General features: G+C 71.1%; 14 protein-coding genes. 6 read left to right on the forward strand and 8 right to left on the reverse strand.

What is annotated here, in order from left to right; all coding sequences use genetic code 11:
- Positions 1-118: 118 nt before the first annotated feature.
- Together Dvina_RS40475 and Dvina_RS40480 are read right to left on the reverse strand one after the other, a co-directional pair.
- Positions 119-2,524, reverse strand: coding sequence for a penicillin acylase family protein (locus Dvina_RS40475; RefSeq protein ID WP_223095349.1), 2,406 nt, complete (start codon positions 2,522-2,524; stop codon positions 119-121).
- 64 nt (positions 2,525-2,588) lie between these two features.
- The gene (locus Dvina_RS40480) at positions 2,589-3,728 is read right to left on the reverse strand and encodes a type III PLP-dependent enzyme domain-containing protein (RefSeq protein WP_223095350.1); all 1,140 of its coding nucleotides are present in this window, start codon (positions 3,726-3,728) and stop codon (positions 2,589-2,591) included.
- 95 nt (positions 3,729-3,823) lie between these two features.
- Between Dvina_RS40480 and Dvina_RS40485 the strand changes: the two genes are divergently transcribed.
- Positions 3,824-4,435, forward strand: a complete 612-nt coding sequence (locus Dvina_RS40485) for a hypothetical protein (protein ID WP_246655630.1) — start codon at positions 3,824-3,826, stop codon at positions 4,433-4,435.
- A gap of 57 nt (positions 4,436-4,492) precedes the next feature.
- Here the strand turns inward: Dvina_RS40485 and Dvina_RS40490 are convergent, their stop codons facing one another.
- The 3 genes from Dvina_RS40490 to Dvina_RS40500 all read right to left on the reverse strand — a co-directional run bounded on the left by Dvina_RS40490 (position 4,493) and on the right by Dvina_RS40500 (position 7,390).
- Entirely contained in the window at positions 4,493-5,107 is a 615-nt protein-coding gene (locus tag Dvina_RS40490) for a GNAT family N-acetyltransferase (protein ID WP_223095352.1), read from the reverse strand.
- A 66-nt stretch (positions 5,108-5,173) separates the two neighbouring features.
- Positions 5,174-6,700, reverse strand: coding sequence for an APC family permease (locus tag Dvina_RS40495; RefSeq protein ID WP_223095354.1), 1,527 nt, complete (start codon positions 6,698-6,700; stop codon positions 5,174-5,176).
- Positions 6,701-6,751: 51 nt separating this feature from the next.
- Entirely contained in the window at positions 6,752-7,390 is a 639-nt protein-coding gene (locus Dvina_RS40500; RefSeq protein WP_223095356.1) for a GOLPH3/VPS74 family protein, read from the reverse strand.
- A 157-nt stretch (positions 7,391-7,547) separates the two neighbouring features.
- On the opposite strand from Dvina_RS40500, the gene Dvina_RS40505 reads away from it, so the two are divergent.
- The 3 genes from Dvina_RS40505 to Dvina_RS40515 all read left to right on the forward strand — a co-directional run bounded on the left by Dvina_RS40505 (position 7,548) and on the right by Dvina_RS40515 (position 10,344).
- On the forward strand, positions 7,548-8,438 hold the full coding sequence (locus tag Dvina_RS40505) for a helix-turn-helix domain-containing protein (protein WP_246655631.1): 891 nt from the start codon (positions 7,548-7,550) through the stop codon (positions 8,436-8,438).
- Between the two features lie 37 nt (positions 8,439-8,475).
- A complete protein-coding gene (locus tag Dvina_RS40510; protein WP_223095358.1) occupies positions 8,476-8,688 on the forward strand; it encodes a DUF397 domain-containing protein in 213 nt (70 codons plus the stop codon).
- A gap of 339 nt (positions 8,689-9,027) precedes the next feature.
- Entirely contained in the window at positions 9,028-10,344 is a 1,317-nt protein-coding gene (locus tag Dvina_RS40515; protein WP_223095360.1) for a condensation domain-containing protein, read from the forward strand.
- On the opposite strand, the gene Dvina_RS40520 is transcribed toward Dvina_RS40515, so the two are convergent.
- Positions 10,345-10,836 (reverse strand): DinB family protein, encoded by a 492-nt coding sequence (locus Dvina_RS40520; RefSeq protein ID WP_223095362.1) that lies wholly within the window; start codon positions 10,834-10,836, stop codon positions 10,345-10,347.
- Positions 10,837-11,071: 235 nt separating this feature from the next.
- Here Dvina_RS40520 and Dvina_RS40525 point away from each other — a divergent pair, with 235 nt between their 5' ends.
- Positions 11,072-11,947 (forward strand): type 1 glutamine amidotransferase, encoded by an 876-nt coding sequence (locus tag Dvina_RS40525; protein WP_223095364.1) that lies wholly within the window; start codon positions 11,072-11,074, stop codon positions 11,945-11,947.
- A 98-nt stretch (positions 11,948-12,045) separates the two neighbouring features.
- A complete protein-coding gene (locus Dvina_RS40530) occupies positions 12,046-12,894 on the forward strand; it encodes a quinone oxidoreductase family protein (protein ID WP_223095366.1) in 849 nt (282 codons plus the stop codon).
- Between the two features lie 33 nt (positions 12,895-12,927).
- Here Dvina_RS40530 and Dvina_RS40535 read toward each other — a convergent pair whose 3' ends face one another.
- Both Dvina_RS40535 and Dvina_RS40540 read right to left on the reverse strand, forming a co-directional pair.
- Positions 12,928-14,190, reverse strand: a complete 1,263-nt coding sequence (locus tag Dvina_RS40535) for a low temperature requirement protein A (RefSeq protein ID WP_223095368.1) — start codon at positions 14,188-14,190, stop codon at positions 12,928-12,930.
- Positions 14,191-14,261: 71 nt separating this feature from the next.
- Complete coding sequence (locus Dvina_RS40540; RefSeq protein ID WP_246655632.1) at positions 14,262-16,442, reverse strand: MMPL family transporter; 2,181 nt, start codon at positions 16,440-16,442, stop codon at positions 14,262-14,264.
- Between the last annotated feature and the right edge of the window lies 1 nt (position 16,443).

Consider the following 16,443-nt stretch of genomic DNA (forward strand, 5'->3'; position numbering starts at 1 on the left):
GATCCGGCACCGAACCAGCCGCGCAGGTCAGAGGCAGATCATTGTAAACATCGAACGGGGTGAAGATCACGCAGCGACCCCGGGCGGGTGAGCCCGGGGTCGCTGCGGGAGAGCGCGATCAGGCCGTGGCCGCGATGACCTCGACGGACTTGGTATCGGCGTTGATGGCAGTTGTCGAGTACGAGCAGTCACGGAGCCGCTTCTGCGAGTACAGCTGCGTCTGGTCGGAGTAGTTGGGCGAGGAGCGGTCCCCGGACTCGCTGTAGGTGAGGATGCACTTCGCCGACGGGCCGCTGCTGGTGTAGGCAAGCGTCAGCAGGAAGCTGGTGCCGTAGTTGACGACGTAGCCCTTGTCGGTGAGGTCGCTGCCCGGCACGAACGTCCCCGGGTCCATGAACGGCTCCAGTGACGTGCCCGGCGCGGGCTGGTACTGCGCCATGTTCGCGATGCCGAGGTTCTCGGTGGAGCCGGGCACCGGGATCTTCACGCCGTTCTTGATCGTGTACTGCACCTGCGACATCTGGACGTTGAGCGGCAGCCCGACCGCCCGCATTCGCTGCATGCCGCGGGCCAGGCCGGCCAGGATCCCGTCCGGCGAGGCCGGCGCCCCACGGGGGGTCCGGGTGGGGTCGGCCGGGTTGAACGGCACCCCGAAGAGCGGGCCGGCCTCGTTGAGCGCGTCCGGGTTGGCCGCGACGACCGCGCCGATGGTCTCGCGCCACAGCACGGCACCCCGGCTGGCCAGCTCCATCTGCTTGTCCCAGGCGGCCAGCACGGCACACCCGGGGGCGATGTCGACAGCGGTGCCGTCGACGACGACCGGCGTGTGCCCGCGGGCCTGGCAGGCCGAGACGGTGTACGCGGCCAGCTGCGAGGCCGTGTACGTGTCGCCGGACAGGATCGTCGGGCCCAGGTCGGCCAGGGCGAACTTGGCCTGGCTGTTGATCAGTTTGGCGTTCTGCCGGGTGCGCACGGTGAGCGGCGTGCCCTCCGGACCCTGCAGCGGCGTGAAGCCGGTCAGGAACTGGTTGGCGTTCGGCACCCAGTGGCTGTCGTTGGAGTTGAACACGTAGTCGCGGCGGGTCAGCTGCGGCTGCCGGGCGAACGGGACCAGGCCCGGCGAGCGGGCGCCCGGCTCGTTGACCCAGGCGTTGGCGCTGTTGCTGCCGTCGAGGAGGTTGAGCGGGTTGCTCGCCCACTCCGCGATCGAGGCCGGCGAGAGGTTCGGCGTCGGCGAGGAGTCGGTGTAGAACGCGTTGCCGGCCGAGTCCGTGGCGATCGTGTTGACCCACGGGATGCCCTGGTTGGCCGCGATGGCGTTCTTCAGGCCGTTGGTGTCGGTGGCCCGGGCCATGGCCAGCCAGGTCGGGATGAGCTTGTCGTTGTCGATGTTCGCATCGCGGTAGGTGATCGCGGAGAACTCGTTCCAGCCCAGCGACGGATCGATCGCGGAGAGGTCGAGCACCGGGCCGTAGCGCGTCGAGTACATGGTGCGGGTGACGTCGGCCAGGGACCCGTTGGGCTGCTTGACCTTGAGCGTGACGGTCTTGCCGTTCATCGCCTCGGGGACGCCGTCGACGGTGTACTTCGTCGGCTGCCCCGGCACCAGGTTCACCGAGTAGAACGTGTAGCGGGCGCCGGCCGCGACCGTGTGCGTCCACGCGACCTTGTCGGTGAAGCCGATCTGCACGCCGGGGAGGCCGCCGAGGCTCGCGCCGTACACGTTGAGGCTGCTGCCCACCGTGAGCTGCGACTCCCAGAAGCGCAGCTCGCCCTCCCACGGGAAGTGCGGGTTGCCGATGAGCATGCCCTTGCCGGTCTGCGACTTGTCCGCGCCGAGCGCCCAGCCGTTGCTGGAGACGGCCCGGCTCTGCTCGGTGAGCCGGTCGACGTCGGCCTTCACCTGCTGCTTCGACACCGCGAGCGCGGCGGTCGACGGCGGCGTCGCGGCGGCGATCGGGAAGATCAGCGCGCCGCCGCTGGCCAGCAGCGCGATGTCGCGGTCGTACGCGAGCAGGTCCACGGCCGTGATGGGCTTGACCCACGCCTGGCCGGCGCACCAGCCCGGCACTCTGGCCGCGCCCTTGGTGGCGAGGAAGGCGTTGTAGCCGCGCACGAAGCCGTTGACCATGTCCCGGGTGTCGCCGGTCATGGTGGCCGCCTGCGCCTGGGCCCGCTCGATCAGGCCGAGGTTGGCGTAGGCGAAGTCGGTGGCGAGGTTGGCGTCGCCGGGGCCGGGCCCGAAGTAGCGGGAGCGCTCGCTGCGGACCTTGACGATCTGGTCGGCGAGGTCGCAGAAGCGGTCCTCGGCGTAGGCCCACGCCTGCCCGAAGGCGACCGAGCCGATGGTGGAGGCGGTGATGTGGGGCACCCCGTAGGAGGTGCGCTTGATGACGGCGGCGTACCCGCCGGCGGCGACCTGATCGGCGGCCGCGAGGGCCGGATTGGCGCTGACGGCGACGACGGCGGTGGATAACAGCGCCGCGGCGGCGAGCGCAGTGACGACCCGGCGGGTTCCGGACACGATTCCTCCGTTGGGAGACGCATCGGCGAAACGTGGAAGTTCGTAGGAAACAGAACTGAGCGCGTCACCCACAGTACGCAGCGTCATCACTGGTTTCAATGGCCACACCCGTTACACAACGCTGCACCGGAGCATCGAAGCCGTTGAATCTTGACGCATACACTGTGGTATATGCGCCGGTGCTGCCGAGATACACCTGATCACCGGCGCGAAGATCCGCCGACAATTCGACGTCGAACATGATCGTGTCCTGGCTGTCGCACGTCGGGCCGGTCAGGTGGAACCGGTCGCGGGTCGCGCTGCCGCGCGAGTCGGAGACGGGAAACCGCAGCTGGTTGCCGGTTTCGAGGCTCTCCATGAGCCCGTTGAACGCGCCGACGTCGAGGTGCGCCCAGCGCCGCCCGCCCCGCACGGCGGTGCCGATCACGGTCGCCTGCAGCCGGCCGGCCTCCGCGACGAGGGCCCGGCCGGGTTCGCAGACGGCCGCCACCGGATACGGAAGATCGCGCAGCGCGGCCCCGATCGTGGCGCCGTAGTCGGCCAGCGGCGGGATTTTGCCGGCGTACTTCGCGGGAAATCCGCCGCCGAGGTTCACCATTTGCAAGAAGAGATCTTCGGCCGCCAATTTAGACATCAGGTACCCCACGGCCCGCAGCGGCGCCCGCCAGGCGTGGGGCAGCAGCATCTGCGAGCCGACGTGGAAGGCCGCGCCGTAGGGGATCAGCCCGCGCTCGCGGGCGGCCAGCAGCAGCGTGACGGCCTGATCGGCGTCGATGCCGAACTTGCCCTCGCTGGGCACCCCGCTGCGGATCTGGTGCGCGGCCAGCCGCACCACGACTGCCGCACCGGGCGCGGCGACGGCGAGCTTGTCCAGCTCGTCCTCGGAGTCCACGGCGAAGCGCCAGACGCCGGCCGCGTGCTGGCGGGCGATGTGCGGCAGCGGCTTGACCGGGTTGCTGGACAGCACGTGCGCCGGGTCGACCCCGATCGCGACCAGGGCGTCGAGCTCCCCGGCCGACGCGATCTCGAAGCGGCTCCCGAGCGCGTGCAGCAGCGCCAGGATCTCCGGATGGGGATTGCACTTCATCGCGTAGTGCACCGCCACGCCGGGCAGCGCGGCACTCAGCTCGCGGTACGCGGCAGCGATCCGGTCAAGATCGATGACCAGCTCGGCGGGCGGCGGGAAGGCGTCGAGGCGGTCCATGGACCCTCCCGAAGATCGCGGATGGCGACGGAATGAAGTCACCATATTGCACTCGGTGACTCTTGGACTACTCTCAATACACCATCGATCGAAAAATGTTGATCGACTTTTGGGTAACGGCCAAACCACGTGCCCAGCCGACGGCGATCGGAGTGCTCGACATGAACGTCAAGATTGTCGATCTGGTGCAGGGCGACCTGCGAGAAGAGGCGTGGACACTCTACTCGGAGGCATTCGCCGAGCTCAACGCGCTGGCCGTCCAGCGCCACCTGATGTACCGGCACGAGTTCGACGACGTGATGGACGACCCCAGGGTGCACAAGTACCTGTGCCTCGATGACGACGACACGGTACGGGGGGTCTCGATCTACACCAACCAGCTGGACGCAGTGCCGCTCATCTCGCCGCCGTACTTCCAGCGCCGCTGGCCGGAGCACTTCGCCGACAAGCGCATCTGGTACTGCGGATTCGTGGCCACCCAGGCGGACACCCGGGCGGCCACGGCATTCGGTGAGCTGGTAACCGCGATGTACCTGACCGCAGCGGCGCAGAACGGTCTCATCGCTCTCGACTTCTGCAGCCGAACCGACGAGGTGCGGCGCATGGCTCGCGTCGTTCGCCTGATGCTCCACCGCCTCTCCGGCGACGTGAAAGCCCAGAAGATCGACGAACAGCAGTTCTGGCTCTACGAGTTCCCGGCTGCATAACGCGCACGCGGGCCGCCTTCCCGGTGGCCGACGGCCGGGGTCGAGCTCAGATCCCTGCTACAGCAGCGGTTCCCTCCACATCGGCCATACCGGCGGCCCGTCCGGCAGCAGGATCGGCGGGCGGCTCTGATAGCCGTGCCTCAGGTACAGCTCGCGATTGCGGGGATCGTTGGCCTCCAGATACGCCGGGAGGCCGGCGCGGTCGAGCCGGGCGTGATGCCGGGCCAGCAGCGCGCTGCCGATTCCCAGGTTCTGCCGGTCGGGTCGCACCGCCACGAACGCCAGGTAGTGGTGCGGCCCGAGCGGGTGCTCCGCCTCGAGAGCCGCATCGAGCTCGCAGACCCGGTCGAACGCCGGGCCGGCGACGTCCTTGATGCGGCTCTCGTAGTCCATCGGGGGCGGGATGACGTGCGTCAGCGGAAACCACAGCGCGACGCCGGAAAGTTTCCCGTCGATCGGGTCGACGCTGGCGTACACCTCGCCGTGGTGGACCGCGTGCTCGGCGAAGATCGCGAAGTACTCCGGGCTGGACTGCCGGCGCAGCGCGTCGGCCGGCATCAGCCAGCGCGCGACCGCACCGTCGCTCATCGCCGCGACGAGCACCTCGGTGATCTCCTCGGTGCCGACCGGGTCGATGTCGCGGACGACCACGTCCTGAATGGCGTGCGTCATGTGATCCTCTCCCGAACGAGCCGCGGGGGCTCCTGTCTTAGAGCACGGCCGGTTGACGATGCCGGTTCAGGCCGCATGGTGTGCGACATCGGCGGTGACGCGGTGCGGCCTCGTGGGCCGCCCGAAGACGCTTTCCGCCGCCACGAAGCCCTCGGTGCCGCGGCCGATCCCGGCGTAGGCATCCGGCCGGGAGCCGCGCATGATCGCGGCCCAGCCGATGCCGAAGAGGGCGCAGAGCGCGTAGATGGTCGAGAACAGCCAGTTGAACGGCGAGTCGTCGTCGACCTGGAGCAGGTCGCCGAGGCCGATCACGGTGGCCAGCAGCACGAAGGTCAGCAGCAGGAACGCCAGCAGCGGCGCGATGCGGGCCCGCCAGACGTTCTCCCGGCGCCGGTTGCGCAGGAAGAAGCCGACCACCGCGGCCGACGTGGCCCACATCAGCATCAGCACGCCGAGTCCACCGGCCACCGTCATCCACGCGAACAGGTGGACGAGCGGGTCCGTTTTCGTCACGAAGTACAGAATCAGCACGATGAGCGCAATCACGCTCTGGGTCACCGAGCCCGCGATCGGGGCGCCGGTGCGGGGGTGCGCGGAGCCGTAGATCCGCGGGAGCACCCGCTCGCGGCCGAGCGCGAACTGATAGCGGGTCACCGAGGTGTGGAAGGCCAGCATCGCGGCGAACACGCTGGTGAGGAACAGGATGTAGCCGATGTTGACGAGCGCCTCGGGCACGTAGGGCGTGACCAGGTTGAATACCAGGTTGGTGGTGTCGGCCTGGGCGGCGCCGACGATGTCGCCGGCGTTCGTCGACATGGCGAACGCCGAAACGCCGCAGAGCAGCCCCGGCAGGAACACGGCCCAGTGGGTGGCCCGGCCGATGGTCTTCTTCGGGTCCTTGGCCTCCTCCGAGAGCACGACAGTGGCCTCGAAGCCGACGAAGCCCGCGATCGCCAGCACCAGCATCGCGACCACCTCGGGGGTGGCCAGCTGCTGCGGGTTCAGCGGGCCGAAGTCGACCTTGCCGCCGTGCGGGTGGGCCAGCATCACGAAGTCGTAGATCAGCACGATCGCGATCTCGACGGTGAGCAGGACCGCGAGGACCTTGCCGCTCAGGTCGACCCAGAGCACGCCGAGGATGGCGACCAGGAACCAGCCGACGAGCGAGCAGACGAACCAGCTCACGGTGACCCCGCTGGCCGCGAGAATGCTCGCCGCCACCACCCCGAACAGGCCCAGCAGGCCGATCTGCATGGCCGCGTAGGCGGGCAGCGCGATGAACGCGGCGGCCACGCCGATCATCCGGCCGAGGCCGTGGCTGATGTAGCTGTAGAAGGCGCCGGAGTTGACGATGTGGCGGCTCATGGCCACGAACCCGACGGTGAACAGGGACAGGATCAGGGCGGCCACGAAGTAGACAAGCGGGACGGCGGTGTTGCCGACGACGGCGTAGATCGTCGAGATCGAGCCCAGGATGACCGTCAGGGGTGCGGCGCCGGCGACGCCGAAGAACACCACTGACGGCACGCCGAGCCGGTTGTTGGCCAGCCCGCGCGCGACGATGTCGGGCCCGGTCATGGTCGTACGCGCCATGGTTCGTCTCTCCTCACGCGGGCCTGCCGGGCCCGTGGTGGTGCGGCGGACTTACCGGCGGCCGGCGGCGAGGGCGGAGCCCACGGCGGCCTCGGTGTACTGCACGAGCTGGACGAGGTCGTCGGGAAGGGAGCTGAGGATGCCGGGCATGGCCTGCATGCAGTCCCGCTGCTGCTGCGGGCTGAAGAACACGTAGCGGGTCAGGCCGGTCGCCACGACGAGCGCGACGAGCACCCGGTCCGAGAGGTTCATCGAGCGCCGCCGGCCCAGAGCCTCGGCCAGGCGGATCGACTCCCAGGCCGCGGCGTTGCGCTGGTCCGGGTTGACGGGCATGTAGAGCGTCTGGGCGCCCAGGAGCTTCCGCTTCGTCACCGGCTCGACCACCCCGGCCCGCAGGAGCCGCTCACCGACCTGGTCGGCCGCGTCCTGGGAGAGGTAGGCCAGCCAGGTGCGGATCTCCTTGTGCTGCGGCTGGGCGACGAGAAGGTCGAGCAGCGTATGGCAGAGGGAGTCGCCCGGCGGCTCGTGGCTGACGACGTAGAGGTCGCCGGTCATGGCCCGGAGGCGTCCGAAGAGCATGAGCTCGCCGAGCAGCCCCGCCGCGAGCCCGAGGCCGGTTGCCCTTGGGTGCAGCCGGGTGCGTCCGGTCCGATCGTCGTGGGCAATCAGGTAGTAGCTGTTGGCCAGCACTGCGAATCACGCTCCCCGGCACTAGGCAAAAGGAGATCATGAATGAATGGAGGTTCATCCTCGATGTCCCCAGCATCATGTACCAAGCACTACGCGTAGTGCAACGAGTACTAGACTCGGAGTATGAGCCCACCACCAATTGCATAGGATCGCGGACGTGCAGACCGACACCACCAGAACGCCCGAAGAGGGACCGGTGGCGCTCGACGAGGGGCCTACACTTCGCCGTCGACGCCTGGCCGCCGAGTTGAAAAAGTGCCGCGAAGAAGCCGGCTTCACCCAGGAGGCCGTGTCCCGCCAGTTCGAGTGGCACTCCGCCAAGGTCACCCGCATCGAGAACGCGCGGGTCCCGGTCACCCCCCGGGACGTCAACGACCTCCTGACGCTGTACGGCGTGGCCGACAGCGACTACCGCGACGCCCTCATGACCCTGTCCCGGCTGGCCCGCCAGCGCGGCTGGTGGACGGACTACAAGGACGTGATGCGGCCGGGCAACTTCGTGGGCATGGAGGCCGACGCCTCCTCGGCCAAGGTCTGGGAGCCGATCGTGCTGCCCGGGCTGCTGCAGAGCGAGGCGTACATGCGCGCGCTCATCGACACCGGCCGCAGCCACGATCCGCAGGAGGCCAACGATCGCCGCGTCGAGCTGCGAAAGACCAGGCAGCGCCGCCTGACCGGGGCTTCCCCGCTAAACTTCTGGGCGATCGTCGACGAGGCAGTGGTCCGCCGGCTCATCGGTGGCCCGGAAGTCATGCGTGAGCAGTGGCAACGGCTGATCGACGCTGCTCAACTGCCAAACGTCACGCTGCAGGTGCTGCCCTATGACGCCGGTCAACACGCGTTCCTGGGCGGTTCGGTCGCACTGCTGGAGTTCCCCGACGTCGCCCACTTGGACGTCGTCTACCTCGAAGGACTTGCCGGGGACTACTACGAGGAGCAGCCTGCAGAGGTCAAGCGTTACCGGGTCGAATTCGAGCGCCTCAGCACGAGAGCACTCACGGAGGAGGAGTCGGTCGGCATGATCAAGCGCCTGCTCGACGACCTCTGACGGCTGGGGAATTCCGCCGGGGAGGGAGGTGCTATGCATGGCAACGCATTTTCAGAACGCAGCCTGGCGTAAAAGCAGCCGCAGCAACGGAAACGGCGGCGCAAATTGCGTGGAGGTCGCGGTCGTCTCCCGAGAAATCGGGGTCCGCGACAGCAAGAATCCCACGGGGCCCGTATTGACATTTACGGCCGTGGATTGGGCGTCGTTCGTGGACGGCACGAAGCTCGGTAGCTTCGACTCCGCCCACTAACGACGTGCTACATCGGTGCCGGTGCTGCGAACACCGTCATCGAGTTGTGTGGCACGAGATCGTGCCATGTTCGAACCGGTACGCCTGACGGCGCGTTAACGGAGGGCCGGTGCGCTAGCATCGGTCCTCCACAATTGGCTTCATCGATGCTATTGCTTATCCCGGCCCCTGCCCAGCACGCCGTTTTGCAGCATCTGCGATTTCTACCCAACCACCACCGGACGGGTCGCTCAGGGGTAAGGACCGACGAGCCGGACACCACTCCCATACGGTGATGCCCGGTATATGGGCATTGGGCGGGCGTCGACAACTGTCACATCGATCCGTGAGACTGCTGCGGTGGAGTCGAAGATCGCCTTCGGGGGCGCGCGGTCGGGGACGGGGCCCGCGACCTGGGGCCAGAGCGCGATCTGGGACGTGGTGCGCAACCTGGGCGACGACGCCGCGCGGTACAACGTCGGCGGCGGCCTGCCGATCGACCCGCCGCTGCCGCCCGACCACCTGGCCGGCCTGGTGCGCACCCTGCTGCTGCGGCACGACTCGCTGCGCACGACCCTGCGCCGCGACGGCGAGCGCCTCGAGCAGGTCGTGGCCGCGGCCGGGGCGGTGCCGCTGCACGCCCGCGAGTGCGGGCCGGCCGACGTCGTCGAGACCGCCTACGCCCTCTACCCCGAGCTGCAGGCGCTGCCGTTCGACGCCGAGCGGGAGCTGCCGGTGCGGGTGGGGGTCGTCACGAGCGGCGGGCTGGTGCGGTACCTCATCCTGTCGCTGTCCCACACCGCCTCCGACGGCTGGGGCCTGCGCAACCTCCTGGCCGACGCCGCCGCCCTGGTCGCCGGGCGGCCCCTCGCCGCCGGCGAGCGGCTGCAGCCCCTGGAGGAGGCCGCGCTGCAGACGTCGCCGCAGGGCCGCCGCCGCGACGCCGCCGCCCGCCGCGCGTGGCTGGACCGGCTGCGCCGCGGCCCGGCCAGCCAGTTCCCGGCCCGCGCCGGGCGCCCGCCGGCCGCCGCGTTCCCCAACGCCGTGCTCAACTCCCCCGCCCTCGGCCTCGCCCTGGACCGGGTCGCGGCCGATCTGGAGGTCCATCAGAGCGCGGTCCTGCTCGCCGCCGCGGCCGGCGCGGCCGGCGCGCTGGGCGGGGCGCCGGACGCGGTGTTCCAGGTCGTGGTCAACAACCGGTTCCGGCCCGGGATGGCGGGCGCGGTGAACACGATCGCGCAGGAGGGCCTGCTGCTGCTGCCCGGCTCCGCGGCGGGCTTCCCGGACCTGGTCCGGCGCACGTTCGGCGCGGCCCTGTCGGCGCAGCGGCACGCCTACTACGACAAGCTCGCCCTCGCCCGGGACATCGCGGGGCTCGATGCGCCCGCCGACCACTCCTGCTTCGTCAACGACGTCCGCGGGCTGATGCCGATCCTCGGGTACGCCCGCCCGGCCGCCGAGCCCCTTGCCGCCGCCCGGGAGCGCACCACGCTCAGCTGGCCGGTCGAGCACGCACCGCGGCGCGACACCACGTTCGCCCTGGACGTCCAGGACGCGCCGGGCAGCCTGGAGCTGGCCCTGACCGCCGACGCCGCGGTACTGCCCCGCCCCGACATGGAGCGCTTCCTCTACGGCATCGAGGACCTCATCGTGAGCCACGCCCTCGCACTGGTGTGACTAGGCCTGTTGCCGGCGGACGTCCATGAGGTGGTGCTCGCCCTCATGGAGGGTGTGCTGCCCCAGCCAGAGCATGGTGCGGGCGACCGGCCGCGGCCACGGGTAGAGCCCGGTGCGCGCGAGTTCGGCCGGGCCCAGCGCGGCGAACGCGGTGGCGAGGACGTCCGCGGCGGCCCCGAGCGCGGCGAGCACGGCGGCCGGGTCCTGCCGGTTGTACGCGGCGGTCACGACGAGCTCGTCGCGGCCCATCGGCGCGAACTGCGGGGCGTCGGTGCGCAGCGCCAGGTCCAGCCGCTCACCCTGCACCCGCAGCACGTCGCGCAGGTGGCAGGTGTATTCGAGCGCCGACCACACGTCCGGAGCGGGCCGCAGGCGGATGTCGGGCACCCCGGCGAGCGCCTCCGTGTAGCGCTGCGCCAGCCCGCGCAGCCGCGGCGGTATCTCCTCCGGCCCGGCGACGTAGCCGAAGCCGCACTCCGCGCACTCATCCACGGCGGCCACGCTACCGGCCGGCCCGGCGGACGCTCACGTCCAATACCGCGACGGTGGACCGGCCGCCACCATGGCGCAGCGCACGACCACCGACGCCGGGCCCGCGCCCCCGCCGGGCCGATACCGGGAAATCCCCAGCTATCGGGTATTTGCGGAAACCGAAGCGCAGCCTTAGGTCTATGCTCCACAATCGGCCCCGACCCAGCCGAAGACCTTCGTGGAGGCGCTGTCCAGCATGACGGCTTTCGCCATCGACCACCGTGCCGCCCGGCTGACCGGCGCCCGCCGGCCGCTGCACGTTCGCCAGCGGTGCCGCCTGCTCTTCCTCAACATGCAGGAGCAGGGCCCGCTCCGGGAGATGGGCCTGACGCCGTACCGCGACTGGATCGCCGAGGTCACCCGCCTGGACCCGGACCAGATCCACTGCATCAACGTCGCCGACGGCGAGGCGCTGCCGGACACGATCGAGGCCCACGGGGTCATCGGCAGCGGCTCCGGACACTCCTCCTACGAGGAGCTGCCGTGGATCCGCCGCACGAAGGAGTTCCTGGCCGCGGTCCAGCGCCGCGGCGTGCCCGAGCTGCACATCTGCTGGTCGCACCAGGCCAAGGCCGAGGTCGTCGGGGCCATCTCCAAGGTCGGCCACCAGGGCCGCCGGTTCGGCATCGACCGCCTGAGGCTCACCCCGGCCGGCCGCCAGGACCCGCTGTTCCGCGGCCTGCCCGACGAGTTCGACACGTTCACGTCCCACGTCGACGTGGTCTACGACGTGCCCGCGGTCAGCGAGTTCGGCCCGGTGACCGAGCTCGCCCACGGCGCCTACCGCAACGAGGCCCTGGCCATCGGCGCGACCGCCCGCACCCTGCAGTTCCACCCGGAGATGACCTCCGGTGTGGTCGCCGCCCTGGCCAAGGTCCGCCGCAGGCAGCTCATCGCCGAGGGCCAGCTGGGGCCGTCGGACGCCGACTACGCGGCCTTCCTGGAGTCCCTGGACTGGGCCGACGCCGGCATCCGCGCCCGCATGCGCACGCTGCTGGACAACTGGCTGCGCTACTACGTCGGCCCGGCCCTGTCCCCGCCCGCCCCGGCGTCCCTGCACCGGCTCGCATAGCCCCGGCCCGGCGCCCTCGGACGCCCGGGTAGCGTGGCGCCGCGGCCGCGACGGATCATGGAGCGCGCCGCGGATGGACCGAGCGAGGTGGGGGCGCAGTGGTGAACGTCGGAGCCGGTGAGGTACTGATCCGGGCGGAGGCGGCCGGGGTCGGGGTCGGGCTGCTGCGCAACCGCGAGCAGCCGGCGCCCGGCGGCGAGGTCGTCGGGCGGGTCGAGGCGGTCGGCGCCGGGGTCGACGGGATCGCGGCCGGCGATCGGGTCGGCGGGGTCGTGTTCTCGGGGGCGTACTCGCCGCTGGTGATCGGGCGGCCCGGGCTCGTCAACCCGATCCCCGAGGAGCCCGACGCCGCCGCGGCGGTCGCGGTCGTGCGGGGTGGGCTCGTCGCGCTCGGTGCGCTGCACGCCGGGCGGGCGGTCGACGGCGAGTCGGTGCTCGTCACCGCCGCGGCCAGCGGGGTCGGGCACCTGGCGGTGCAGCTGGCCCGGGCGCTCGGGGCGGCCCGGGTGGTGGCCGCGGCCGGGTCCGCGGGCAAGCGGGCGTTCGCGCAGGAGTGCGGGGCCGACGAGTTCGTGACGTACGCCGACGCCGGCTGGGGCGAGCCGGTCGACCTCGTCCTCGACGGCGTGGGCGGCGAGCTCGTGCAGCGGGGCGTCGACGCGCTGCGGCCGTTCGGGCGGCTGGTGTCGTTCAGCGCCGAGGGCGGTGCCGTCGACGCGGGGTCGCTGCTGGGCGGCGGACGTACGATCACCGGCTTTGCGGTTGGTCTGTGGAGCCGGGCGCGGCCCGAGGACGTCGACGCCTGGCGGCAACGGCTGTGGGCGTTGCTGGCCGACAAGCGGATCGCGCCCCGGTACACCGAGTTTCCGGTCGCCGACCTGGACCGCGCCCTCGACCTCGTGGCCGCCCGCGCCAACCTGGGGCGGGTCGTCGTGCGCTTCGAGTGAGCCGCGGGCCGGCAGTGATCGGCAGGCGAGGGGCTAGGCCGGGCGCTCGACCTCGGCGCCGCCCGGGGAGGTCTCGGGCGGGTCGTCGTCCGCCTCGGCTGCGGCGGCGACGCCGGCGACGCGGCGATACGCGATGTTCCACAGTGCGGTGGCCAGGACCACGCCCAGCAGGCCCCACGCCGGCAGCGGGCCGGCGAACCCGGCGGCGGCCGCGCTGACCAGGACGGACGGGACGCCCCAGCCGAGGACCCAGCGCCGGCTGGCCCCGCCGCGGGCGCCCATGACGGTGGCCATCAGGAAGTACATGGCGGCGCCGGTGAACAGCACGATGCGGGTGGACGGCTCGACGTGGCCCTCGGGGTGGGCGGCCAGCGCCCCGAGGCCGGCGGCGATGACGACGATCGAGACAGTGGTCAGGTAGTGGGCCGGGACGGTCAGCCGCAGGGCGAAGACGCGCACGCCGTAGGTCGGGGCGGAGCTCGGCCCGTAGCGCAGCGTGAGCCACCAGAGGGCCGCCAGCAGCCCGAAGCCCAGGAGGACGACCGAGAACAGCGGCCAGTTCCACTGCCCTTCCTCGCCCGCGACATCGGCGGCGGCGTTGACGAGCTGGGCGACTGCCTCGCCCAGCACGATGATGACGAAGAGGCCGAGGCGCTCACCGAGGTGGGGCCGGTCGGGGTTGGCCGCCTGCAGCTGCAGGACCCGGTCCAGCTCGGCTTCGCGGTGCCGGCGGCGCAGGGAGCGCTCGAGCTCCTGGCGCTCCTCCTCCAGCACCGCCTGGGGGTCGCGCGAGCGGGCGACGGAGAAGAAGACGTCCAGGCCGATGCCGAGGATCCACAGGCCGTACCGGATGCGGTCGTCGTGCCAGGACCCGAGCGAGGCGAACCACGGGATGAGCCCGACGGCCTGCTGCACACCCGGCCACTCGGTCATGATGCGGTTGGCGCGGCGCAGCGACTGCCGGGCCAGCACCCGGCAGTAGATGTACGCGATCACGAACGCGTGCACCTCGCCGTGCTCCATGAGCGGGACCGAGGCCGCCATGACGGCGATGCCGAACATGGCCAGGAGCATGGCCCGCTGCCGGGTCCGGTGGCCGGAGACGTTCGCGTAGAGGGTGAACGCCGTCCACACGCTCCACATCGCGTAGTACGCGACCCCGAAGACCAGCACCTTCTCCCAGGTGATGTCCTCGTGCAGCAGGTGCGCGAGCTGAGCGACGGCGGCCACGATGACGAGGTCGAAGAAGAGCTCCAACCAGGTGGCGTGGCGCTCCTCGGTAGCCGGTGCGGACATGATCGACACCCTAATCGACGCCGGTGCCTCCCCGCTCGCCCGCGCGGGCGCCGCCCGGCCCCGGCCCGGCCCTAGTCGACGGTGACGGTCTCCCGCTCGGGCTCCGCCTCGGGCAGGGCGCGTTCGCGCAGGCCGATCCGGGTGTGCAGGCGCTGCAGCGGGCCGGGCGCCCACCAGTTGAAGCGCCCGAGCAGCGTCATGGTCGCCGGCACCAGCAGGCAGCGCACGACCGTCGCGTCGATCACGACAGCGGTGAGCAGGCCGAGCCCGACCTGCTCGATCTGGCCGAGGTCGGCCGCGGCGAAGCAGGCGAACACGATGACCATGAGCAGCGCGGCGGAGGTGATGATCCGGCCCGTGTGTTGCAGGCCGCGGCGCACTGCGGTGTCGGTGTCGTCGCCGCGCTCCACATACTCCTTGATCCGGCCGAGCAGGAACACCTCGTAGTCCATCGACAGGCCGAACGCGAAGGCGAACACGATCACCACCACGAACGGGTCAAGGCCGCCGATCGTCAGCGTGTGCAGGACCCCGGCGCCCCAGCCGTGCTCGAACACGGCGACCATGACGCCGAACGTTGCCCCCAGTGAAACGACATTGGCAAGCACGGCTTTGACGGGTACCACCACAGAGCCGGTCATCGCGAAGAGCAGAATGATCATCGCGATGAGGGTCACCGCGACGGCGGCCGGAAGGTCGTCCACGATCAGGCCGACGAGGTCGACGAGCGTGGCCGCGTCGCCGATCACCCACGACTGCACGCCGGCGGGCCGGTCGGCGCGCAGCCGGTGCACGAGGTCCTTCGCGGCCTGGTCCTGGGCGCCGCCCTTCAGCGTGAGGTCGACGGTCGCGACCCCCGGCCCGGCCGGCTTGGCGGCCTGGACGCCGCCGACCGCGGGGTCGGACGCCCACCTGGCGGCGTACGCGTCGAGGGATCCGGCGTCGGTCCGGGCGACGACCGTGACCACCGGCTTGTAGGTGCGGCCGTAGCGCGCGGCGAGTTCGTCGGCGACCCGGGCCGACTCGATGCTGCGCGGAACGCCCTCGAGCTTCGGCAGCTTGATCGTGGCGCCGAGCAGCGGGGAGCCGGCCGCGAGCAGCAGCAGCGTGGCCCCGAGCGCGACTGGCACCGGGCGGCGCTGGACGAACCGCGAGAGCGCCGCGAAGAAGCCCTGCTCGTCGCCGCGCCGGCGCTGCTTCGCCGACGGCTTGATCCGCTTGTGCAGCGTGCCGATGAGCGCGGCAGTGAAGGTCAGCGCGGCCAGCATCGCCACCACCGCGACCGAGACGCCGCCGACGCCGAGGGCGCTGAGCTGGTGGATCGAGAACGTCAGCAGGCCCGACAGCGCGGCGGCGACGGTGAGCGCGCTGAAGAAGATGGTGCGCCCGGCGGTGGCCCAGGCCCGGCCCACGGCCTCCTCGGGCTCGAACCCGGCGGCGACCTCCTCGCGGTAGCGGGCGACGAGCAGCAGCCCGTAGTCGATCGACAGGCCGAGGCCGAGCAGCGTGACCACCGTGACGACGTTCTGGTCCAGGTCGGTGACCCGGCTGAACAGCCACAGCAGCGGCATGGCGGCGGCCACCGACACCGCGGCGGCGAGCACCGGCAGGCCCGCCGCGACCAGGCCGCCGAACACGAACACGAGCACGATGAGGGTGAGCGGGAACGAGATCAGCTCGGCCCGGCCAAGGTCGGCCTGGGTCGCGCCGCGCAGGTCGGCGTTGATGATCGGGTTGCCGCCGACCTCGACCGTCGCCTGCGGCACCCCGGCCGCGTCCAGGTCCCCGTCCACCCGGTGCAGGCGCGTCCGCAGCGTGTCGAGGACCTTGTCGCGCCCGCCGCGGTCGAGCTTCGCCAGGGTGGCCACGATGAGCAGGCCGCGCTTGTCGGTGGCGAGGTAGGCCGGGGCCAGTTCGGCGCGCACAGAGTATGGGGTGGCCACGGAGGTCACGCCGGTCGCGCCGGCCAGGTCGGCCGCGGCGGCGTCGATCGCGGTGCGGACGGCCGGCGCCTCGGGGTCGACGTTGTCGACCAGGCCGATGACGGTGCCGCTGGAGTCGTTGCCTGTGGCGATCGCGTCCAGGCCGTCGATCGCCTCGACGTGCTTGGGATTGCCGGGGTCGGCGATCGCGCTGAAGACGGGCCCGAACGTGAGCCCGCCCAGCACGACCACGACCAGCCAGACGCCGATGACCGTCCACCGGTGCCGGAAGCAGAACCGGCCTATCCTCGCCACCACGCCGAGCGCCATG

The organism is Dactylosporangium vinaceum, from assembly GCF_019904175.1.
Taxonomy (GTDB): domain Bacteria; phylum Actinomycetota; class Actinomycetes; order Mycobacteriales; family Micromonosporaceae; genus Dactylosporangium; species Dactylosporangium vinaceum.

Bases quoted from the DNA above. Each gene is read 5' to 3' on its own strand.
- Dvina_RS40480 (WP_223095350.1), bottom strand. From the start codon at position 3,728: ATGGACCGCCTCGACGCCTTCCCGCCGCCCGCCGAGCTGGTCATCGAT.
- Dvina_RS40485 (WP_246655630.1), top strand. From the start codon at position 3,824: ATGTTGATCGACTTTTGGGTAACGGCCAAACCACGTGCCCAGCCGACG.
- Dvina_RS40490 (WP_223095352.1), bottom strand. From the start codon at position 5,107: ATGACGCACGCCATTCAGGACGTGGTCGTCCGCGACATCGACCCGGTC.
- Dvina_RS40495 (WP_223095354.1), bottom strand. From the start codon at position 6,700: ATGGCGCGTACGACCATGACCGGGCCCGACATCGTCGCGCGCGGGCTG.
- Dvina_RS40510 (WP_223095358.1), top strand. From the start codon at position 8,476: ATGGCAACGCATTTTCAGAACGCAGCCTGGCGTAAAAGCAGCCGCAGC.
- Dvina_RS40525 (WP_223095364.1), top strand. From the start codon at position 11,072: ATGACGGCTTTCGCCATCGACCACCGTGCCGCCCGGCTGACCGGCGCC.
- Dvina_RS40535 (WP_223095368.1), bottom strand. From the start codon at position 14,190: ATGTCCGCACCGGCTACCGAGGAGCGCCACGCCACCTGGTTGGAGCTC.
- Dvina_RS40540 (WP_246655632.1), bottom strand. From the start codon at position 16,442: ATGGCGCTCGGCGTGGTGGCGAGGATAGGCCGGTTCTGCTTCCGGCAC.